Source organism: Francisella sp. AG1, from assembly GCF_057683165.1.
The window spans coordinates 1,955,967-1,973,563 of sequence record NZ_CM173135.1 but is presented as its reverse complement, the minus strand read 5'-3'; the positions used below and the strand labels follow the sequence as shown (position 1 = coordinate 1,973,563).

The following is a 17,597-nucleotide window of genomic DNA, read 5'->3' as shown; positions in this document are numbered from 1 at the left end:
GAAATTGTTTTTGTTCACAAAACCTAGTTATTAAGTAAAATTACTTACGCGCAGCATAAATTTTTGCCTGAGCTGCTGATAATCTTGCGATAGGAATTCTAAAAGGTGAGCAAGATACATAATCTAAACCTAAATCATGGCAAAAACCTACAGAGTAAGGTTCTCCTCCATGCTCACCACAAATCCCCATTTTAGCATTAGGGTTTACAGCTTTGACTCCTTCTTTTGCCATTTCCATTAGCTTGCCAACTCCTTTAGGATCTAATCTAGCAAATGGATCGAAACTTAAAATTCCTTTTTCAAGGTAGTCACGAATAAACTTATTTGCATCATCTCTACTAAAACCAAAAGTCATTTGAGTTAAGTCATTTGTACCAAATGAGAAAAATTCGCTACCTGCTTCAGCTAATAAACCTGCACCTATAGCTCCACGTGGAGTTTCAAGCATGACACCAATTTTATAATCAATGTCAATTTTTTCACGTTTTAAAATAGTATTAGCAACTTCTCTAACTATACCACTCAAAAGTTTAAATTCTCCAAGAGTACTAACCAGAGGGATCATAAGTTCAGGTTTAACCTCAATCCCCATACGTTTACTTGAAATAGCAGCGTATATAATTGCTTTAGTTTGCATTTCTATTATTTCAGGATAAGTTACCGCTAATCTACAGCCTCGATGACCCATCATAGGATTCATTTCGCTTAGAGCCTCAATTCTAGCTTCTAACTCATTATAACTGATATTGAATTCTCTTGCTAAAGCATCAATTTCATCAGTTTCATGGGGTAAAAACTCATGAAGAGGGGGGTCGATAAATCTAACTGTCACAGCTAAGCTATCCATAGCCTCAAATAATTCTTCGAAGTCTTGTTGTTGGACAGGAAGTAGTTTATCTAATGCTTTTTGTCTTTCTTTTTTATCTTTAGCTAAAATCATTTGTCTAACATAAGAAATACGGTCTTCTTCAAAAAACATATGTTCTGTACGGCATAAGCCAATACCTTCAGCACCAAAAGCTCTTGCAATAGAAGCATCTTTATATGTATCAGCATTACATCTCACACGAAGTTTACGGACTTTATCTACAAATTTCATGAATTCTTCAAAATCTTCAGTAACTTCAGGATCAACAGTTTTGATAATACCTCGATATACACTTCCTTTTGTACCGTCTAGTGATAGATAATCGCCTTCTGAGAACATTTGCCCTCTTTCAAAAGTTATTGTCTTTTTTTCTTCATCAATTCGTGCAGATTCTAGTCCAGATACACAACATTTACCCATACCACGCGCTACAACAGCAGCATGTGAAGTCATTCCTCCTCGTAGAGTTAGAATACCATTACAAGCATTCATTCCTGCGATATCCTCAGGAGATGTTTCAACTCTAACTAATATGGTTTTTTCTTCACCCCTAGTTTTTGCTGCAAGTAGAGATTCAACATCGAAATAAATTCTACCACTAGCTGCTCCTGGTGAGGCACCAAGTGCAGATCCAAGTGGACGTTTAGATGCTAAGGCTTTATCATCAAATTTAGGGTGAAGTAATTGTTCTAATAGTTGCGGTTCTACCATCATTACAGCTTCTTCGTTTGAGATAAGTCCTTCTTTTGCCATATCAACAGCAATTTTGATAGCAGCCTTAGCGGTTCTCTTGCCATTTCTGGTTTGTAGCATAAAAAGCTTACCATCTTCGATAGTAAACTCCATATCTTGCATATCTTTATATACTTTTTCAAGATTGTTAGCAATTTTTACAAAATCATTAAAAACTTCAGGCATTTTGTCTTTAAGTGTAGATATGTGAGCCGGGGTTCTAGTACCTGCTACCACATCTTCGCCCTGAGCATTTATCAAGTATTCGCCAAAAAGCTTGCTTTCGCCAGTAGATGGGTCTCTTGTAAAGGCAACACCTGTCCCTGAATTATCACCAGAATTACCATAAACCATTTCTTGAATATTAACTGCTGTACCCCAGTTATTGGAGATATTATTGATCTCTCTATAAATAATAGCTCTTTCAGCATTCCAAGATCTAAATACAGCTTCTATTGCAGATAGTAGCTGCTTGATAGGGTCTGTTGGAAACTCTTCACCAACAAGATTTTTGTAAAGCTTTTTATATTCAGCAACAATGTCTTTATAATCTTGAGCATTTAGGTCACAGTCATTTTTTACTTTTCTTTTTAATTTTTTTTCATCAAGAATTTTATCAAAGGGTTTTTTCTCACAATCCATAACAACGTCTGCAAACATCATTATAAATCTTCTATAGCTATCGTATACGAATTGCTCATTATTTGTCTTAGCAACCATAGCTTTAGCTACTTCGTCATTTAAACCTAAATTTAAAACAGTATCCATCATACCAGGCATAGAAACCCTTGCTCCTGAACGTACTGATACAAGAAGAGGATTATTACCGTTACCAAAAGTTTTACCAGTTCTTTTTTCTAAATCTGCAATATGAGAAAAGATTTGCTCTTTTGTAGTTTTATTTAATTTTTGACGGTTATCGTAATATTTTAGACAAGCCTCTGTAGTGACTGTAAAACCATCTGGCACAGGCAAGCCGCTATTTAACATTTCACTTAAATTAGCACCTTTACCACCTAGTAAATTACGCATAGATTTATTGCCTTCACTAAAGGCATAGACAAACTTTGACATAAAAACTCCTCTCAAGTTTTTTATATTTAATAAATTGATTTAAAAGTGCCCTCGAGCAACCTTAATTTTAATCGTACCATATTTAAAAAATATTGTGAAAGTTTTTATCTTTAAAAGAATTAATTAGTCATAAGTTAAGAGGATTTACTATTACAACTAGAGCAGCCTGTAAGGTTAGCCACAAATTTAATTTTTGTAGATAAATACCTCATTATAAAAACTATGATCAATGTATATATTATTGCACTTATAATATAACTTATTGATTTTATTGGAGTATTGATAATATTACCTATTTGATAAACTAGTAGAGCCGCAACATAGGCAATAGAGGTGCTCCAAACTATTGAGAGTAGGGCCCAGCCTCTAGTTGACTCCCTAACTGTTGCACCAATAACAGAGATGCAAGGTACATATAAAAGTACAAATAGTAGATATGCAAAGGCAGCTAAACCAGAGCCAAACTTAGTAACCATATTGCCCATAGCTGTAGTGCTCAGATTTGCATCTCCTTCATTTGAAGTTATTGGATTAAAATCTATATGCTTAAAATTATCAACAGTTGTGTCGATAGCTTGTGTAAAGCTATCAATAATATTAAAACTCTCAGGTATTCCATCATCATCTGTTTGAGTATAGATAGTATTTAGAGTTCCTACGACAACTTCTTTTGCTAGAGTACCTGTTATTAATCCAACTGTTGCTGGCCAGTTATCATCATTAACACCTATAGGGTTCAGTATTGGCGTGATTTCTTTACTACCATAACTTAAAAGTGATTCATCTTTATTTACATAAATACTATTTAAGCTACCAATTATAATTGCGATGGGAACAATTACCTTCCCTGCTCTTATTAAGAAAGATTTTAGTCTATTCCAGCTATATAATAAAACTGTTTTGACATGTGGTATATGGTAGTTAGGAATATCCAGAATAAATGGAGAAGAGTCGCCTTTGAGAAAGGTGAATTTAATCACATAACCTGTGATTATGGCAGCTAAGATACCTGTAATATAGAGTAGGAAAATTATGGATGCGCCATGCTGAGGAAAAAAGGCGGTAGCAAATACAGAAAAAATTGCTAAACGAGCACCACATGACATAAATGGTGACATCATAATAGTCATTAATCTGTCTTTAGGTGTCTCTAAAGTTCTAGCTGCCATTACAGAGGCAACATTACATCCAAAGCCAACTATTAGTGGGACAAAAGCTTTCCCAGATAGCCCTATTGACTGCATAAATTTGTCCATTACAAAGGCAGCCCTTGACATATAACCAGAATCTTCCAATATTGATAAAAATATAAATAAGAAACCTATTTGAGGAATAAATGCCAATACAGTATTTATTCCAGTACCAAGCCCTTGGGATAATATCTGAGTGATTGAAAGAGGCAGCCCTATTAAGTTTGAATAGTAAGCTAATCCATCAACAAAAACAGCACTTGAGAAATCGTCAAATAGTGGCTGTACAGCGGCCCCTAAAGTGATTGAAAATAAAAACATTAGGTACATCATCAATAGAAATATAGGTACTCCTAAAAATCTATTCATACAGATGGAATCAAGTATTTTTGTGAAATTGATATGAGAAACTTTTTTAATTTCAGTGGTTTTATTGACAATATTAGATACAGCATCATATCTTAGTCTTGCGATATCTATTTTGGCTATTGAGCGAGAAATTTCTTTTAAAAAAATCAGCTGTTTTGAGTCAATTTCTTGAGAAAGCTGGATATCTCTATTATCTAATAATTCTGTAGCAAGCCAAAGATTTCCTAATTTATCTTGTTTGATGTCACTTATTTGTTGCTCTAAGTCAAAAACAGATTTAGGATAGTATGCTTCTAAATTAAAATTTGATATATTTTGATTATCGGCAAGAGTTTCTTTTAACTCTTTTATACCTATGTTTTTTGCTGCAACTATTGGCAAAACTTGACAGCCTAGTATTTTTTCTAGCTTATCATAGTGGATTATAGTTCCTTTTTTATTAGCGACATCAACCATGTTTACTGCTAATATGACTGGTAAACCAAGCTCTATTAACTGCATAGTTAGATACAAGCTTCTGTTTAAGTTTGATGCATCGATTACATTAATAATTGCATCAGGTTTTTCTTTTACAATAAAAGAATAAGCAATCTGCTCATCAATGGAATTATTATCTGATACTGAAAGCGAGTATATTCCAGGTATATCGACAATCTCTATTTTTTTTCCTTTAGAATTAAAAAAACCTGTTTTTTTATCAACAGTTACACCTGACCAATTACCAACCTTTTGGTTTAGGCCAGTCAAGGCATTAAATATAGTAGTTTTACCACAATTTGGGTTTCCAACTAAAGCGTATTTCATAGTTAGCCCTTAAAAAGTTAATTGCTTGAATATTCAGAAAGTGGGTGTAATTATATCAAACATTAAACTAATTGATAGATACAATAATGATTCTCATTATTGAATTTTATAAAGCGTTTCAACCAAGAGGTATCTATATTAAAAATTTAAGCCTTCTTATTATTTATAGTTAATCTGATAATATTGTGCTAAAGACGTGAGTAATAGCATCAGATAAATTATCAAAAGAATTATTTACTTTTCTTAAAATTCTTTTAAAATTGGCCCAAATTTTTTCTATAGGATTTAAATCAGGAGAATAAGCAGGAAGGTATAGTATCTGTATATCAAACTTCTCTGCTATTTTAGCCAATTTAGGAGACTTATGAAAACTAGCATTATCCATAACAACAGTAGTCTTTGGAATTAACTCAGGACATAAATGCTCTTCAAACCACTGATTAAAAATTTGAGTATCTGTATATCCAGTATACTCTAGCGGTGCTATAATCTTCTTTTCTAAATAGTTATAACCAGCAACTATACTTTTTCTCTGAGTTTGATAAGCAATAACTTCACCATAGCTAGGTTTACCAACAAGAGACCATCCTCTTAGTACAGACTGTTTATTATCCATACCCATTTCATCTAAATATACAAGTTTGTTAGGTTCAATAGTCTCAACAACCTCTATAAAACTTTGCCTATCTTGTTCTTTTCTTTGCTTATATTTAGGTGTCTTTTTTTAAAACTAAAACCAAGTCTGGTAAGACAATCATAAAATGTGCTTCTAGGTATTTCAGGAGCTAATGCTTCTCTAATATCTAAAGCCATTGCATCTGGATATGTTCTTAAGTAGCTTTCTATCGCTTCCTTATCTGTAAAGGTTGCTACTCTACCGCAACCCAAGCCTTGCTTAGATTTATAATCACCAGTTGTCTCGTATAAGTTTATCCAAGATCTAGTAGTACGGATATCTATATTAAAAAAATTACTTAGCTCTTTGTCTGTTAGGCCTTCTTTATATTTAGTTATTACGATATCTCTGAAATCTTGGCTATATGATGACATTTTTTCTAAATATTATAACATTATTGTCAAATAACTATCGGATTAACTATAGAAGCTTTTACCAGATTTTAATGAAAGGTTAAATTGGATTGATAGGTTTTTATATTATAGTGCTGGATTTTCCTGCCCTATTTGCTGGGCCATAGCAGGAGTATGTAAGTGGTAGATGATTGAGAGTGTTAAAAGATATTGAATTATTTTTTTATAATAAAGAAAATTGATATTAGACATTTATTATAACATTTGGATTGCTACTTCTAGGATTATTATTGTCATATTTCATTAGATATTCCAAGTGGATGAGTAGAGTAGCTAACTAGAGATAGTTAGTATTTTTCATTTGTATAGAGTCTTTTAGACTGATAGTAGTTTTTTCCTATAAAACTTTAATTCGGCAATTGATTCTTGAATATCATCTAGAGCTTTGTGAGTGTTTTTTTTATTAAAATTTTCATCATCTCCCCAATATTCATTTAATAGTTTAAGACTTGTAACATCCAGCACTCTATAGTGACAATACTCATCTATTTTTGGCATATATTTTGCTAAGAATCTCCTATCTTGCCAAATAGAGTTGCCACACAAAGGAGAGCTTTGGTAAGGAACATATTCTTCAATGAACTCTAAAATTTTCTGCTCAGCATCATTTACAGATATTTCACTGTCTTTAACTCTTTGAGTAAGGCCTGTTTTGCCATGTACAGTTGTACACCATTCATCCATCATGTCTAAAATATTATCTGGTTGATGAATGGCTATCGGCTCAGCTTCAGCTATTATATTTAGATTTTTATCAGTTATAATTGCAGCTATTTCAATTATTTTACACTTTTCCACATCTAGACCAGTCATTTCTAGATCGATCCAAATTAGATTGTTTGATGTTTGCATAATTTAACCTTTTATCCTTGATACATAGCTAGAGGTTCTTGTATCAACTTTGATTATTTCACCTATTTGTACAAATAGAGGAACTCTAACGACAGCTCCAGTTGATAGTGTTGCAGGTTTTCCACCTGTTCCAGCAGTATCACCCTTAAGTCCAGGGTCTGTTTCAATAATTTCAAGATTTACAAAATTAGGTGCAACTATCGATATTGGTTGGTTATTAAATAAGATAATTTCATATTCATCTTGATCTTTTAGCCATTTTTTAGTTTCACCAAGACTCTCTTCTGAGACCATATATTGCTCAAATGTTTCTGGGTGCATAAAAACATAGCTATCTCCATCAAAATAAGAGTATGCAGCTGTAAGCTCTTCAACATCTGCGGCTTCAACAGACTCACCAGATTTAAAAGTTTTTTCAACGACTCTATCGTTAATAAGATTTTTAAATTTAACTCTATTAAATGCTTGGCCTTTACCAGGTTTAACAAATTCATTTTCAATAATAGTCATGGGATTGCCATCTATAAGAACTTTTAAGCCGCCTTTAAATTCATTTGTATTGTAACTAGCCATTTTAAATGATCCTTTATTTTAAAATAATAATTAGTCCCAGCATTCAGCAGGGGTTTTGTTTACTATGCCACCTTTAACTTCAATTTCAATATTAGTACAAGGTGTGTCAGTTAGTTGTGAGCCTTGAGCTACTGCTGTGATTACATAGCTGACATTTGGGCATGCATTATCTTGAGAGCAATATGAGAGTGAATAGAGCTCATTTTGTGTATTTGAGTGATAAAAAATATTTATATCGCTCCCTGAAGGAAATGTCCCAAAGCGAATTTCATTATTGTCCGCAGCATTTGCCGCAGATAATAGCTCTGCAGTTGCTTCACTACGATGATTTTTAAGAATATAATTGTTATATATTGGTATGCCAACAGAAGCAAGAATGGCTATGATAGCAATTACAATCATTAGCTCAACTAGAGAGAATCCTTTTCTATTAATTAGCATTATTTACCCCTTAGTATATTTGAGACTCGCCATTTGGTCTTGTTCTATAACGACGATGTTGCCATAGATATTGCTCGGGATATTTCTTCACAGCATCTTCTAAAAATTTATTAGTGATTACAGCATCTTCGTAATCATCACCTGTAAATTCTAAAGGATCTCCTGTAACTACTTTATATTTTTTTAAACATTTCTCTCTAATATAATATGCTGGAATGACTGTTGCACCTGTTTTTTGTGCAAGCCATGGAGTTACAGTTAAGGTTGAGCATAGTTTACCAAAAAAAGGAGCAAATACTGAATTTTCAATACCCGAGCTTTCTAGTCCAAAGTCTTGGTCAGGAGCATACCACATAGTATAGCCTTTTTTTAGACTCCTAATAACAGAGATAAAATTTTTACTATCTAGACATTTATAGAGATTTTTTTCCCTATATTCTTTAATTAAATCTTCGATAAGTTCATTGCCATTTTTTTGATACATTACAGTAAAAGGAGGAAATTCTTGTCCCATATATCTACCAATTATTTCAATACAATGAAAGTGAAACCCGAGTATAATAAGTTTTTTATCTGGATCTTTATGATATGCTTCAAACCTTTCTTTAGATCCTTTTTCCCATTCAAAATCAATTTTATTAAATCTCTTTTTTGATAAAAACCATGCCGCAGTAGTCTCAGCACCTGATAGTACCATTGAGTAGTAGCTTTTATTTACAAGTTTATTTATTTCTTGGTTGGTTTTATTAGGAAATGCAATGCGAAGGTTTTCTCTAGCAATATTGTTTCTACTTTTTAAAAATGGTTTAATAAAGAAGCCAATTGTCAGAACTATATATTTATGAGTAGTTAAAGGTAGTTTTGAACCATAGTTCATTAACCCGACAATCACCCAAATACCCCAGCTCTTAGGACTAATTTTTTTGTTATTCATTTGATTCTTAGCTTAAAATACTATAGAAATTCTAACATATATGTTCATAATCATAAACTTTAATAAATTTTTTCTTCTCCTGGTGGTCTTGTTTTATAACGACGATGTTGCCATAGATATTGCTCTGGGTGTTTGCGAATTATTTTTTCCAAAAGTTTATTGGTTAAGAGAGCATCTTGATAATCGTTACCTGTAAAGATTATTGGCTCTCCAGTTACAATTTTGTATCCAGATAGGTCAGGCTTTCTTATATAGTAAGCAGGTACTACCGTAGCACCTGTTTTCTTTGCAAGCCATGGAGTAACAGTTAATGTTGAGCAAAGCTTACCAAAGAAAGGAGCAAAGACGATATGTTCTTTGAAATCTTGGTCAGGAGCATACCACATTGAGACTCTTTTTTTTAAGCTTTTTATAACAGAAATAATATTTTTTCTTTGAAAACATTCGCTAACATATTTCTTTCGTGAGGAGGTTATTATGTTTTCCATAAAAGGGTTTTTGTGGTACTGGTACATTACGGTAAAAGGAGAGTATTTTTCTCCAATATATCTACCAGCTATTTCAAGGCAATGAAAATGAAAGCCAAGAACTAATAGTGTCTTATCTTTATCGTAATGAATATTATCAAATGAACGTAAATCATTATCAAAAGGAATTTTATTAAAATTCCTTTTTGTCATAAACCATGATATTAAACTCTCAAACCCAGCCATACAAGCCGATTTATAACTTTCGTTAGCTAATTTTTTTATTGCAGCTTCAGATTCCTCTGGAAAAGCTATTTTTAGATTTATAATTGCTATTTGTTGTCTTTTTTTAGCAAGAGGCTTGACCAAAAAACCTATTCCTAGGGCTAGGCGCATTTGGGCTTTATAAGGGAGAGTATTTACAAGTACTTTAACAGCTCCAACAACGATCCACATTCCCCAGTATTTTGGCTTAAGCAAAGATTTATTGTTCATGATGGTTAGTTATTTTTTATGTGTAGCTTGGTAGCGTCTTGTAATTACCCATTGTTGAGAGATGCTTATTAGGTTGTTTGTTAGCCAGTATAATACTAGTCCGGCTGGGAAAGATGAGAATAGGAATGTGAAGATTACAGGTAAAAACATCATTACTTTAGCTTGCATAGGGTCAGCGGGAGCTGGTGATATTTTTTGTTGTAAAAACATTGATAAACCCATAAGCACAGGAAGTATAAAGTAAGGGTCCTTCATTGATAAGTCATGAATCCAGAATATAAATGGAGCATGTCTTAACTCAACAGATTCTAGAAGTACCCAATATAGGGAAATAAAGATAGGTATTTGTACAACCATAGGTAAGCAACCGCCAAGAGGGTTTACTTTTTCTTCTTTGTACATTCCCATCATTTTTTTACCAAGAGCTTGACGATCGTCTTTGTATGTCTCTTGCAGGTGCTTAATTCTAGGTTGTAGCATTCTCATTTTTGCCATTGAACGATAACTTTTGGCAGAAAGAGGATAGAAAATAGCCTTAATTAGTACAGTCACCAATATGATGGCTAGACCCCAGTTTCCGACTAGTGAGTGAATATGGTTCATTACCCAGAAAATAATCTCTGAGAAGAATGATAGCATACCGTAATCAAGAGTTTTTTCTAAATTTGGAGCAAGGCTTACAAGGTTTTCTTTAATAATTGGCCCAGAGTAAAGTACTGAAGAAATCTCTTGCGATTGATTAGGAGATATGGTGAATCCAGTATACTCACCAGCTTTAAAAACATTGCTATTTAGATTCTTGTAATAGATTTTTGCATCGGTTGATTGGGGAATCCATGCACTCATAAAGTAATGCTGTATAAATGCTACCCAACCTTGACCATCGCTGTTGATAACAGTAGGTTGGCCGTTAGTTTTTGCTATATCTTTGAAAGATTCTTTTCTAAATGTATCTTTGGCTGTAGAATATGCAACTCCAGTGAATGTATAGCTATGAGCATTTAATAGGCTAAAGCTATCACCACTTGGATTAAAGTCTCTTGCTAGAGAGTTATCAACAATAACGTTTACAGGATTGGAGGCTAAGTTTTTTATTTGTTGAGCTATTGAGATGTTATATTTTTCATCATCAAAAGTATAGATTCTATTAATTTTTAGGTTATCTACACGTCCTGTAAGGGTTAATATTTGTTTAGAGCCTTCTTGTTTTATACCTTTGTTTTCAAAATTAATTGATACAGGTTTTTTGTTTATAACAATAGTGCTTTTAGCAATATATTCTGACCCAGCTTCCTCAGTTAATAAATTCATAGGTGACTTGTCATCTAAGCTAATACTATAGTTTTTCAATGATGTTGAGACTATCGCACCATCAAGTAGACTGATTTTAAGGTTTTTAAACACCCCAGTGTTGATAGTAATACTCTTAGCATCATCATATTTAGAAAAATCAGTTTTAGCAGCAAGAGAGTTTTTAGCTTCCGTTTGCGTTACTTTATTAGAGTTAGAGTTTGAAGTTTCATAGTGATTATTGTTTTTTTGAGCTTCAGCTGTTTGCTGTTTGCTATCATTAGAAGGGAAGGTCTGTTCCCACCTACCCATCAATGAGATAAACATTATTGCTATAGTGACTAACAGTAATATTCTTATATGATTAGCTTTCATTATTTATTTTAACCTTTTTTGTTTTTGAAGGAACTGGGTCATAGTAGTCTCTTTTAGAAAGTGGATGGCACTTTGAAAGTCTACATATGCTTAAATACAATCCTCTTAGTATACCATGAGATTTCAGAGCTTCCAGAGTATATTCTGAACAAGTTGGATAATATCTGCATCTAGCAGGTATAAAGGGGCTAATGCAGTAGCGATATAGGTTTACTGCTAAGATAAATGGAGTTATTGCGATGCTTCTAAGGAGTGTTGAAACTTTTCTATAGATTGCCACAAATCTTCCTTAGTAGCTTGAGAAGCTGTTTTTTTACTTAGCACAATTAGGCATTTTTGATTTAAAAGATCTTTATTTAAGCGAAAAAACTCTTTCACTATTCTTCTACATTGATTTCTTTTAGTAGCCTTTTTAATGTTCTTTTTAGCTAAAATCACGCAAATGCCAGGGCTTTCGGATTCTCTTCTGCTTAAAAGAAATGTTAAGTGTTGCGTGCTAAATTTTTTTTCTACGCTACTAAAGGCTTTTTTAATCTCAATTTTATCAAGAATGTTTTGTTTTGTTAAACAAAAATTATGCAGCAAGTTTGGCTCTACCTTTAGCTCGTCTGTTTCTAATAACCTTTTGACCTCTCAAAGTTTTCATGCGAGCACGGAAACCATGCGTTCTTTTTCTTTTTAGGTTTGATGGTTGGAATGTTCTTTTCATTTTATTTTCCTCTTTAAAATTCTAGTCTTTTAATTTAGTGAATTACAGAAATAGTTACGGTATTCTAAAGAAAAATATGGAGTTAGTCAACAGTTATTTATCGTTGTTTGAGCATGGTATTAGATTCATTTGGCCTAATTCATTCCATGACTTATCTGGGCATTCTTCAGGCTGTTTATTAGGAAGGCAGTAACCTTGCCATCCTCGATAATCTTGAATAGCTAGACACTTTTTGAATTTTTTTACTTTAAGGTATGCGGGTGTCCAAGTTGAAGAGTTTGAGTCAATCATTTGCTCTGGCTGTTTAGGTTGATCTATTTTTGGCGCACTCTTTATTATAATACTTTTATCCATTGGTGTGGGAGCGGCATTCATTGGCATTGAGGCTTCTTGGTCACTAGATTCCATTTGACTAGGTTCTGTCGATGAACTACTGCTGATTAGTTGAGAGCCAAATCCAACAGTAAAAAAAAGAGATAAAACCAATAAGATTGATATTTTTTTCATTTTGTTAAGCTGATATTTTCATTAATGCTAGTTATGATATTTATTTTTTTAAAGGTATTCAAGGTAATCATATTCGTTATAATATAATTCTAAAAAATGTTTTTATAAAAAATACGTAAAATTATGAAAGATTTATACCATGTGATAGGTTATCCAGTTAAACATAGTTTATCTCCTAAAATTCAGATGCGTCTAGCTAAAGCTTATAAACAAGATATATTGTTTACAGCAGTGGAGGTTGCACCAGAAGAACTTGATAGGAAAATAAATGAATTTAAATCTAATCCTCAGATAAAGGGGATTAGTGTTACAGTGCCTCATAAAGAGAGAGTTTACCAATTGGCAGACTCTTCTGACGAGACTGCTGCAATCGTTAAATCTGCTAGTAATATTGTGTTTACTCCCGATAGAAAAATGGTAGCTCTAAATTACGATGGTTTAGGAATTTTAAATGATATTAAAAATAATTATAAAATTGATATTAAAGCTAAGGATATTATGATTTTTGGAGCTGGTGGAGCTGCAAAAGCAGTGGTTGCCGCAGTGATTAACGAGAATCCAAGGTCGATAACTATTGCTAATCGCACTAAATCTAAGGCCGAGGCTATAAAGGAGCTTTTTAAAAAGCGTTTTAATATTTATGTTGAAGAATTCAGTAATGTTACCAATGCCTTTGATATTGTTATTAATTCAACTTCATCAAGCATTTATGGAGACTTGCTTCCTTTAACTGCTAAGAATTTTAATAAAAACGCATTTGCTTATGACTTAATGTATGGAGAGGAAGGAACTGTTTTTACTAGATGGTGTAGTAACCAAGGTATTAACTCTGCAGATGGAAAAGGAATGTTAGAAGAGCTCAGTAAAGCAGTTTTTAAATACTGGCGTGGGCTGTGATTAAATATGTCCAGTATGGTAGAATGTTTGTATATTATTAATTGCTATACATAATTGCTGGTAGGTTTCGGTGAATAAAAAAATATTGTTCCTCGGTGTTGGTGGGATAGGGGTATCTGCTTTAGCTATTGCAGCTAAAAAACTTGGTGCAATAGTGTTTGGTTACGATAGTACTCCCAGTAAACTAACATTAAAACTAGAAAGTTTAAAAATCCCAGTGTTTTCTGATTCTTCTATGCTTGAAGTATCTTATTTTGATTTGGTTGTATATTCTAGCGCTATTTTAAATAGTCATCCTTTACTGTTTAAGGCTAGAGGTCTTAATATTCAATGTTTACAGAGAGCAATGTTTTTAGCTCTCTTAATGAAAGATTTTAACTATAGTGTCGCGGTTACTGGAACTCATGGTAAAACAACAACTGCAAGTATTTTAGCAACTTTATTTTGTCGGCTTGATATCACGAGTAGTTTTGTGGTTGGTGGTGTTGTTAAATATACAGGTTCAAATATAGAGATTAATGGTACTGATAAACTAGTTTTAGAAGCAGATGAAAGTGATGCATCATTTCTTTATTTAAATCCACAAAGTATAGTGGTTACGAATATAGATCTTGATCATATGGCTACTTATGAAAATAGTTATGAAAATTTATTAGCACAGTTTGCGGAGTTTCTAAATAAGCAAAGTGTTAATAATATTTATATGTGTATAGATGATGGTGGTTGTAAGGATCTGTTAGCTAGACATTCATTAAAATGTGCAGAGGTTATACTTTATGGATTCTCAAATCAAGCTGATGTACAAATTATTGATTATTTTATGACAGCGGAAGGGAGAACTAGTTTTAAAATTTTATATAAAAATAGAGAGCTTTATTTTACTATTCAATTACCAGGCCAGTATAATGTTCGAAACGCTGCGGTATGTATTATAAAATGTTTAGATCTTGGATTTAAGTACCAAGATATAAAAAGAGTTTTATCTAATATAGCTGGAGTGGTGCGAAGATTTGATATATATCTTAAAAAAATAGCTGGTTATAGGGTAGATGTTATTGATGACTATGGTCATCATCCAGTAGAAGTTACAAATTGCCTAGGTGCTGTTAAAGATAAATACCCAGGTAAGAAGATTATTCATGTTTTTCAACCACACAGATATACTAGAAATAGAGATCTTATAAATGAATGGAATAAAGCTCTTAGATTGTCAGATCACTTAATTATATTGCCAACATATTCAGCTGGTGAAGAAGTGATCCGAGGAGCTGAAAGTCGAGATATTACTAAAAATATAGTAAATTGTATCGTGGCGAATAGTTTTGAAAAGGCAGTTCATTATATAGGAAAGCTTGTGGATAATAGTTGTGTTATTTTAATTCAAGGAGCAGGAGATGTTGCAAATTTAGTGGAGATGTTAGGTGAATAATGTAGATAAGTCAGTGCTTTATATTGTTGCTACTCCAATTGGGAATTTAGGTGATATAACGTATAGAGCAGTCGATGTTTTAAGTAATGTTGATGTGGTGTTAGCTGAAGATACACGTGTGACAGCTAAGCTTTTAGCTAGCCTTAATATTAGGAATAAGCAACGTTTAGTTTCGTGTCATAATTTTAATGAAGAGTCTAGGGTACAACAGGTTAAAGATTTCCTTGATCAAGGTGATTCTGTTGCTTTAGTTAGTGATGCAGGTACGCCCTTAATATCTGATCCAGGTTATAAAGTAGTTAGTGAGTTAAGAAAAGATGATTATAAGATAGTTCCAATAGCTGGTGTAAGTGCAGTTATTACAGCGTTATCAGCAGCAGGATTGCCATCAGATAATTTTATGTTTAAGGGGTTTCTATCTGCTAAAAAAGCAAAAAGAAAAGAGCAGATTGTTGAGCTTAAACAAATAGGAACAACCGTTGTATTATATGAATCTGTGCATAGGATAATCTACCTTTTGGAGGATTTGTGTGAGCTTATACCTGAAGCAAACCTAGTTGTTGCAAAAGAGCTGACAAAACAATTTGAAAAGTTTATATCAGGGACAGCTCACGAGGTTAAAAGTTTTTTTGAAAATAACCAAAGTATAATAAGGGGGGAGTTTGTTGTGCTTATTGATTGTGCTATAAGTAAGAAAATTGATGAAACTCCTAGTTTAGGAATAAACGTGAATGAGCTTTTGCAAGAGCTTTTAAAAGAATTACCACTTAAAAAAGCAGTTGCTACGGTAGTAAAGTTAACTAAAGCTAAAAAAAATATAATTTATAACCAGGCGTTAAAGTTTAAAAATTCAACTTCTAATTAGTTTTTTTATGATAAGAAATTTTCGACAAAATCATTCTAACTTTTATGTTTACTCTAATTAGTGCTTTTGATTAAAGGTCCTATAATATAGTTTATTTCTTTTTTCGAAAACCAGTATTTATTGTCATTAAGACTAGGTTTCATGTTTTTTAGGTGTTGGCATTTCATATATTTCTTGTATATATCGGGTAATAATTTTGTATACTATGGTTATAGTTTTTTAAAAAAATACAAGTATGCTACAGCGATCTTTATATACTTTAAAACAGATTTTTAAATACAGAGGAAAGCTTAGGAAGCTTGATGTATCAAAAAGAAGTATTAAAAATATTTTAGAGTTAACTCCTGAGAGACTTGATCAATTAGGAGTTAAGTATTTGGCTTTAGATTTTGATGGGGTTCTATCAAGTCATGGTAAGCCTGAAATGTATCTAGAAGTTAAGCGATGGCTAGATAGTTTTATAACGAAGTTTGATGAAGCTAGGATATTTATTCTTTCAAATAAACCTACTCAGGAGAGATTGTCATATTTTGAGAATCACTATCCTAAGGTTAGATTTATTTCAGGAGTTGCTAAAAAACCATATCCAGATGGCTTAAATAAAATAATAGCATTGTCAGGTTGCAATCCTAGAGAGATTGCACTTGTTGATGATAGACTTTTAACTGGGTATTTAGCTTGCTTGATTGCAGGTTGTTGTCCTATTCTTATCACAAGCCCATATGTAGATATGGATAATTATACTAAAGAAGAAAAGTTTTTTAAGTTTCTACGTTATTGGGAACAAAAATTTTTTTTATAGAATTTTACGTACTAGTATTTTTGTTGATTATTGCTTAGTATTGTATTAGTTGCTTTAAATTAGTATTTATAAATGAAAAAAAATATTCTTGTAACTGTGTTTATATTTATATGGTGCAATGCTTTTGCTAATCACACATTCAGTCAGAGTTTTTTTGATGATTATAATTATTCTACAGAGGGTAATTTTTCTTATAAAAATCAAAGTTATCGCGATGATGCTAAAAAGCAAGAATATAATCATGCTTTTAACAAAGATGATTCTAGTAGTTACAATTGTTCATTTGATGCATCTGGACAGGTTAGATGCGGTGATTATAAAATTATAAATTATAAAAATAATGCAGCAAGTACACAAATAAAAGCACACTTTAAAAAAATCAAAGATGTAAGAGACGTTAGAGATGTAACAGCTGGAGATGATTTTAATTGTGCATTAGATGATGCCGATGATGTATATTGTTGGGGTAGCAATAAGAGGGGTCAGCTAGGTAGTGAAACAGAAAAAACTAAAATATCTAAACCTTTAAAAGTTGATATTGATAAAAGTATTAATTTCAAAAAAATTTATACCAAAGCTCATTACGCTTGCGCCTTAGATGAAAATGGAGGTGCTTATTGCTGGGGTGATGGTAGTAATGGTGAAGTTGGAAATGGAGAAAAAGGACATTTTACAAAGCCTCAGAAAGTCAAAACAGATGTGCGATTTAGTCGATTAAGTATGGCTAGGACTTATACTTGTGGCGTGGCTAAAGACTCAAGAGATGTATACTGTTGGGGAAAAAGCAAGAAAGGTACAGCAAGTCTAGATTCAGAAGTTCCTGTTAAGATGTAAA

At 32.6% G+C, this 17,597-nt stretch carries 18 protein-coding genes; 5 read left to right on the top strand and 13 right to left on the bottom strand.

Features of this window, described 5'->3' with window-relative positions:
- Positions 1 to 40: 40 nt before the first annotated feature.
- From ppdK to ACR0PV_RS10230, 13 genes are all read right to left on the bottom strand, one after another.
- Positions 41 to 2,674 (bottom strand): pyruvate, phosphate dikinase, encoded by a 2,634-nt coding sequence (gene ppdK, locus ACR0PV_RS10290; protein ID WP_488172969.1) that lies wholly within the window; start codon positions 2,672 to 2,674, stop codon positions 41 to 43.
- Between the two features lie 134 nt (positions 2,675 to 2,808).
- Positions 2,809 to 5,037 carry a Fe(2+) transporter permease subunit FeoB gene (gene feoB, locus ACR0PV_RS10285; RefSeq protein WP_488172968.1) on the bottom strand — a complete coding sequence of 743 codons (2,229 nt, stop codon included), beginning with the start codon at positions 5,035 to 5,037 and terminating at the stop codon, positions 2,809 to 2,811.
- A gap of 169 nt (positions 5,038 to 5,206) precedes the next feature.
- Positions 5,207 to 6,087, bottom strand: a protein-coding gene (locus ACR0PV_RS10280; protein ID WP_488172194.1) for an IS630 family transposase whose coding sequence is annotated in 2 segments (ribosomal slippage) — positions 5,207 to 5,763 and positions 5,763 to 6,087 — 882 coding nt in all. Because the reading frame shifts where the segments join, the coding sequence is not laid out codon by codon here.
- A 354-nt stretch (positions 6,088 to 6,441) separates the two neighbouring features.
- A complete protein-coding gene (gene orn / locus ACR0PV_RS10275; protein WP_488172967.1) occupies positions 6,442 to 6,978 on the bottom strand; it encodes an oligoribonuclease in 537 nt (178 codons plus the stop codon).
- A 3-nt stretch (positions 6,979 to 6,981) separates the two neighbouring features.
- Positions 6,982 to 7,551, bottom strand: coding sequence for an elongation factor P (gene efp, locus ACR0PV_RS10270; protein ID WP_488172966.1), 570 nt, complete (start codon positions 7,549 to 7,551; stop codon positions 6,982 to 6,984).
- Positions 7,552 to 7,581: 30 nt separating this feature from the next.
- The gene (locus ACR0PV_RS10265; RefSeq protein WP_488172965.1) at positions 7,582 to 7,992 is read right to left on the bottom strand and encodes a type IV pilin protein; all 411 of its coding nucleotides are present in this window, start codon (positions 7,990 to 7,992) and stop codon (positions 7,582 to 7,584) included.
- Between the two features lie 10 nt (positions 7,993 to 8,002).
- Positions 8,003 to 8,926 (bottom strand): lysophospholipid acyltransferase family protein, encoded by a 924-nt coding sequence (locus ACR0PV_RS10260; protein WP_488172964.1) that lies wholly within the window; start codon positions 8,924 to 8,926, stop codon positions 8,003 to 8,005.
- 59 nt (positions 8,927 to 8,985) lie between these two features.
- Positions 8,986 to 9,888: a lysophospholipid acyltransferase family protein gene (locus tag ACR0PV_RS10255; protein ID WP_488172963.1), complete on the bottom strand. Its 903-nt coding sequence runs from the start codon at positions 9,886 to 9,888 to the stop codon at positions 8,986 to 8,988.
- A 9-nt stretch (positions 9,889 to 9,897) separates the two neighbouring features.
- Positions 9,898 to 11,553: a membrane protein insertase YidC gene (yidC, locus tag ACR0PV_RS10250; RefSeq protein ID WP_488172962.1), complete on the bottom strand. Its 1,656-nt coding sequence runs from the start codon at positions 11,551 to 11,553 to the stop codon at positions 9,898 to 9,900.
- Positions 11,543 to 11,794, bottom strand: coding sequence for a membrane protein insertion efficiency factor YidD (yidD, locus tag ACR0PV_RS10245; RefSeq protein WP_488173999.1), 252 nt, complete (start codon positions 11,792 to 11,794; stop codon positions 11,543 to 11,545). Before yidD ends, yidC begins: the two co-directional genes overlap by 11 nt.
- Entirely contained in the window at positions 11,785 to 12,138 is a 354-nt protein-coding gene (gene rnpA, locus ACR0PV_RS10240) for a ribonuclease P protein component (RefSeq protein WP_488172961.1), read from the bottom strand. The genes yidD and rnpA overlap by 10 nt, the downstream gene beginning before the upstream one ends.
- On the bottom strand, positions 12,128 to 12,262 hold the full coding sequence (gene rpmH, locus ACR0PV_RS10235; protein ID WP_488172960.1) for a 50S ribosomal protein L34: 135 nt from the start codon (positions 12,260 to 12,262) through the stop codon (positions 12,128 to 12,130). Before rpmH ends, rnpA begins: the two co-directional genes overlap by 11 nt.
- A 93-nt stretch (positions 12,263 to 12,355) precedes the next feature.
- Positions 12,356 to 12,769: a hypothetical protein gene (locus tag ACR0PV_RS10230; protein WP_488172959.1), complete on the bottom strand. Its 414-nt coding sequence runs from the start codon at positions 12,767 to 12,769 to the stop codon at positions 12,356 to 12,358.
- Between the two features lie 123 nt (positions 12,770 to 12,892).
- On the opposite strand from ACR0PV_RS10230, the gene aroE reads away from it, so the two are divergent.
- The 5 genes from aroE (at position 12,893) to ACR0PV_RS10205 (ending at position 17,596) form a co-directional block, all read left to right on the top strand.
- Positions 12,893 to 13,666: a shikimate dehydrogenase gene (gene aroE / locus ACR0PV_RS10225; RefSeq protein WP_488172958.1), complete on the top strand. Its 774-nt coding sequence runs from the start codon at positions 12,893 to 12,895 to the stop codon at positions 13,664 to 13,666.
- A gap of 70 nt (positions 13,667 to 13,736) precedes the next feature.
- Positions 13,737 to 15,095: a UDP-N-acetylmuramate--L-alanine ligase gene (gene murC / locus ACR0PV_RS10220; protein ID WP_488172957.1), complete on the top strand. Its 1,359-nt coding sequence runs from the start codon at positions 13,737 to 13,739 to the stop codon at positions 15,093 to 15,095.
- Entirely contained in the window at positions 15,088 to 15,960 is an 873-nt protein-coding gene (gene rsmI / locus ACR0PV_RS10215) for a 16S rRNA (cytidine(1402)-2'-O)-methyltransferase (RefSeq protein WP_488172956.1), read from the top strand. Before murC ends, rsmI begins: the two co-directional genes overlap by 8 nt.
- A 235-nt stretch (positions 15,961 to 16,195) precedes the next feature.
- Positions 16,196 to 16,762, top strand: coding sequence for a YqeG family HAD IIIA-type phosphatase (locus ACR0PV_RS10210; RefSeq protein ID WP_488172955.1), 567 nt, complete (start codon positions 16,196 to 16,198; stop codon positions 16,760 to 16,762).
- A gap of 72 nt (positions 16,763 to 16,834) precedes the next feature.
- The gene (locus ACR0PV_RS10205; RefSeq protein ID WP_488172954.1) at positions 16,835 to 17,596 is read left to right on the top strand and encodes an RCC1 domain-containing protein; all 762 of its coding nucleotides are present in this window, start codon (positions 16,835 to 16,837) and stop codon (positions 17,594 to 17,596) included.
- Position 17,597 lies beyond the last annotated feature (1 nt).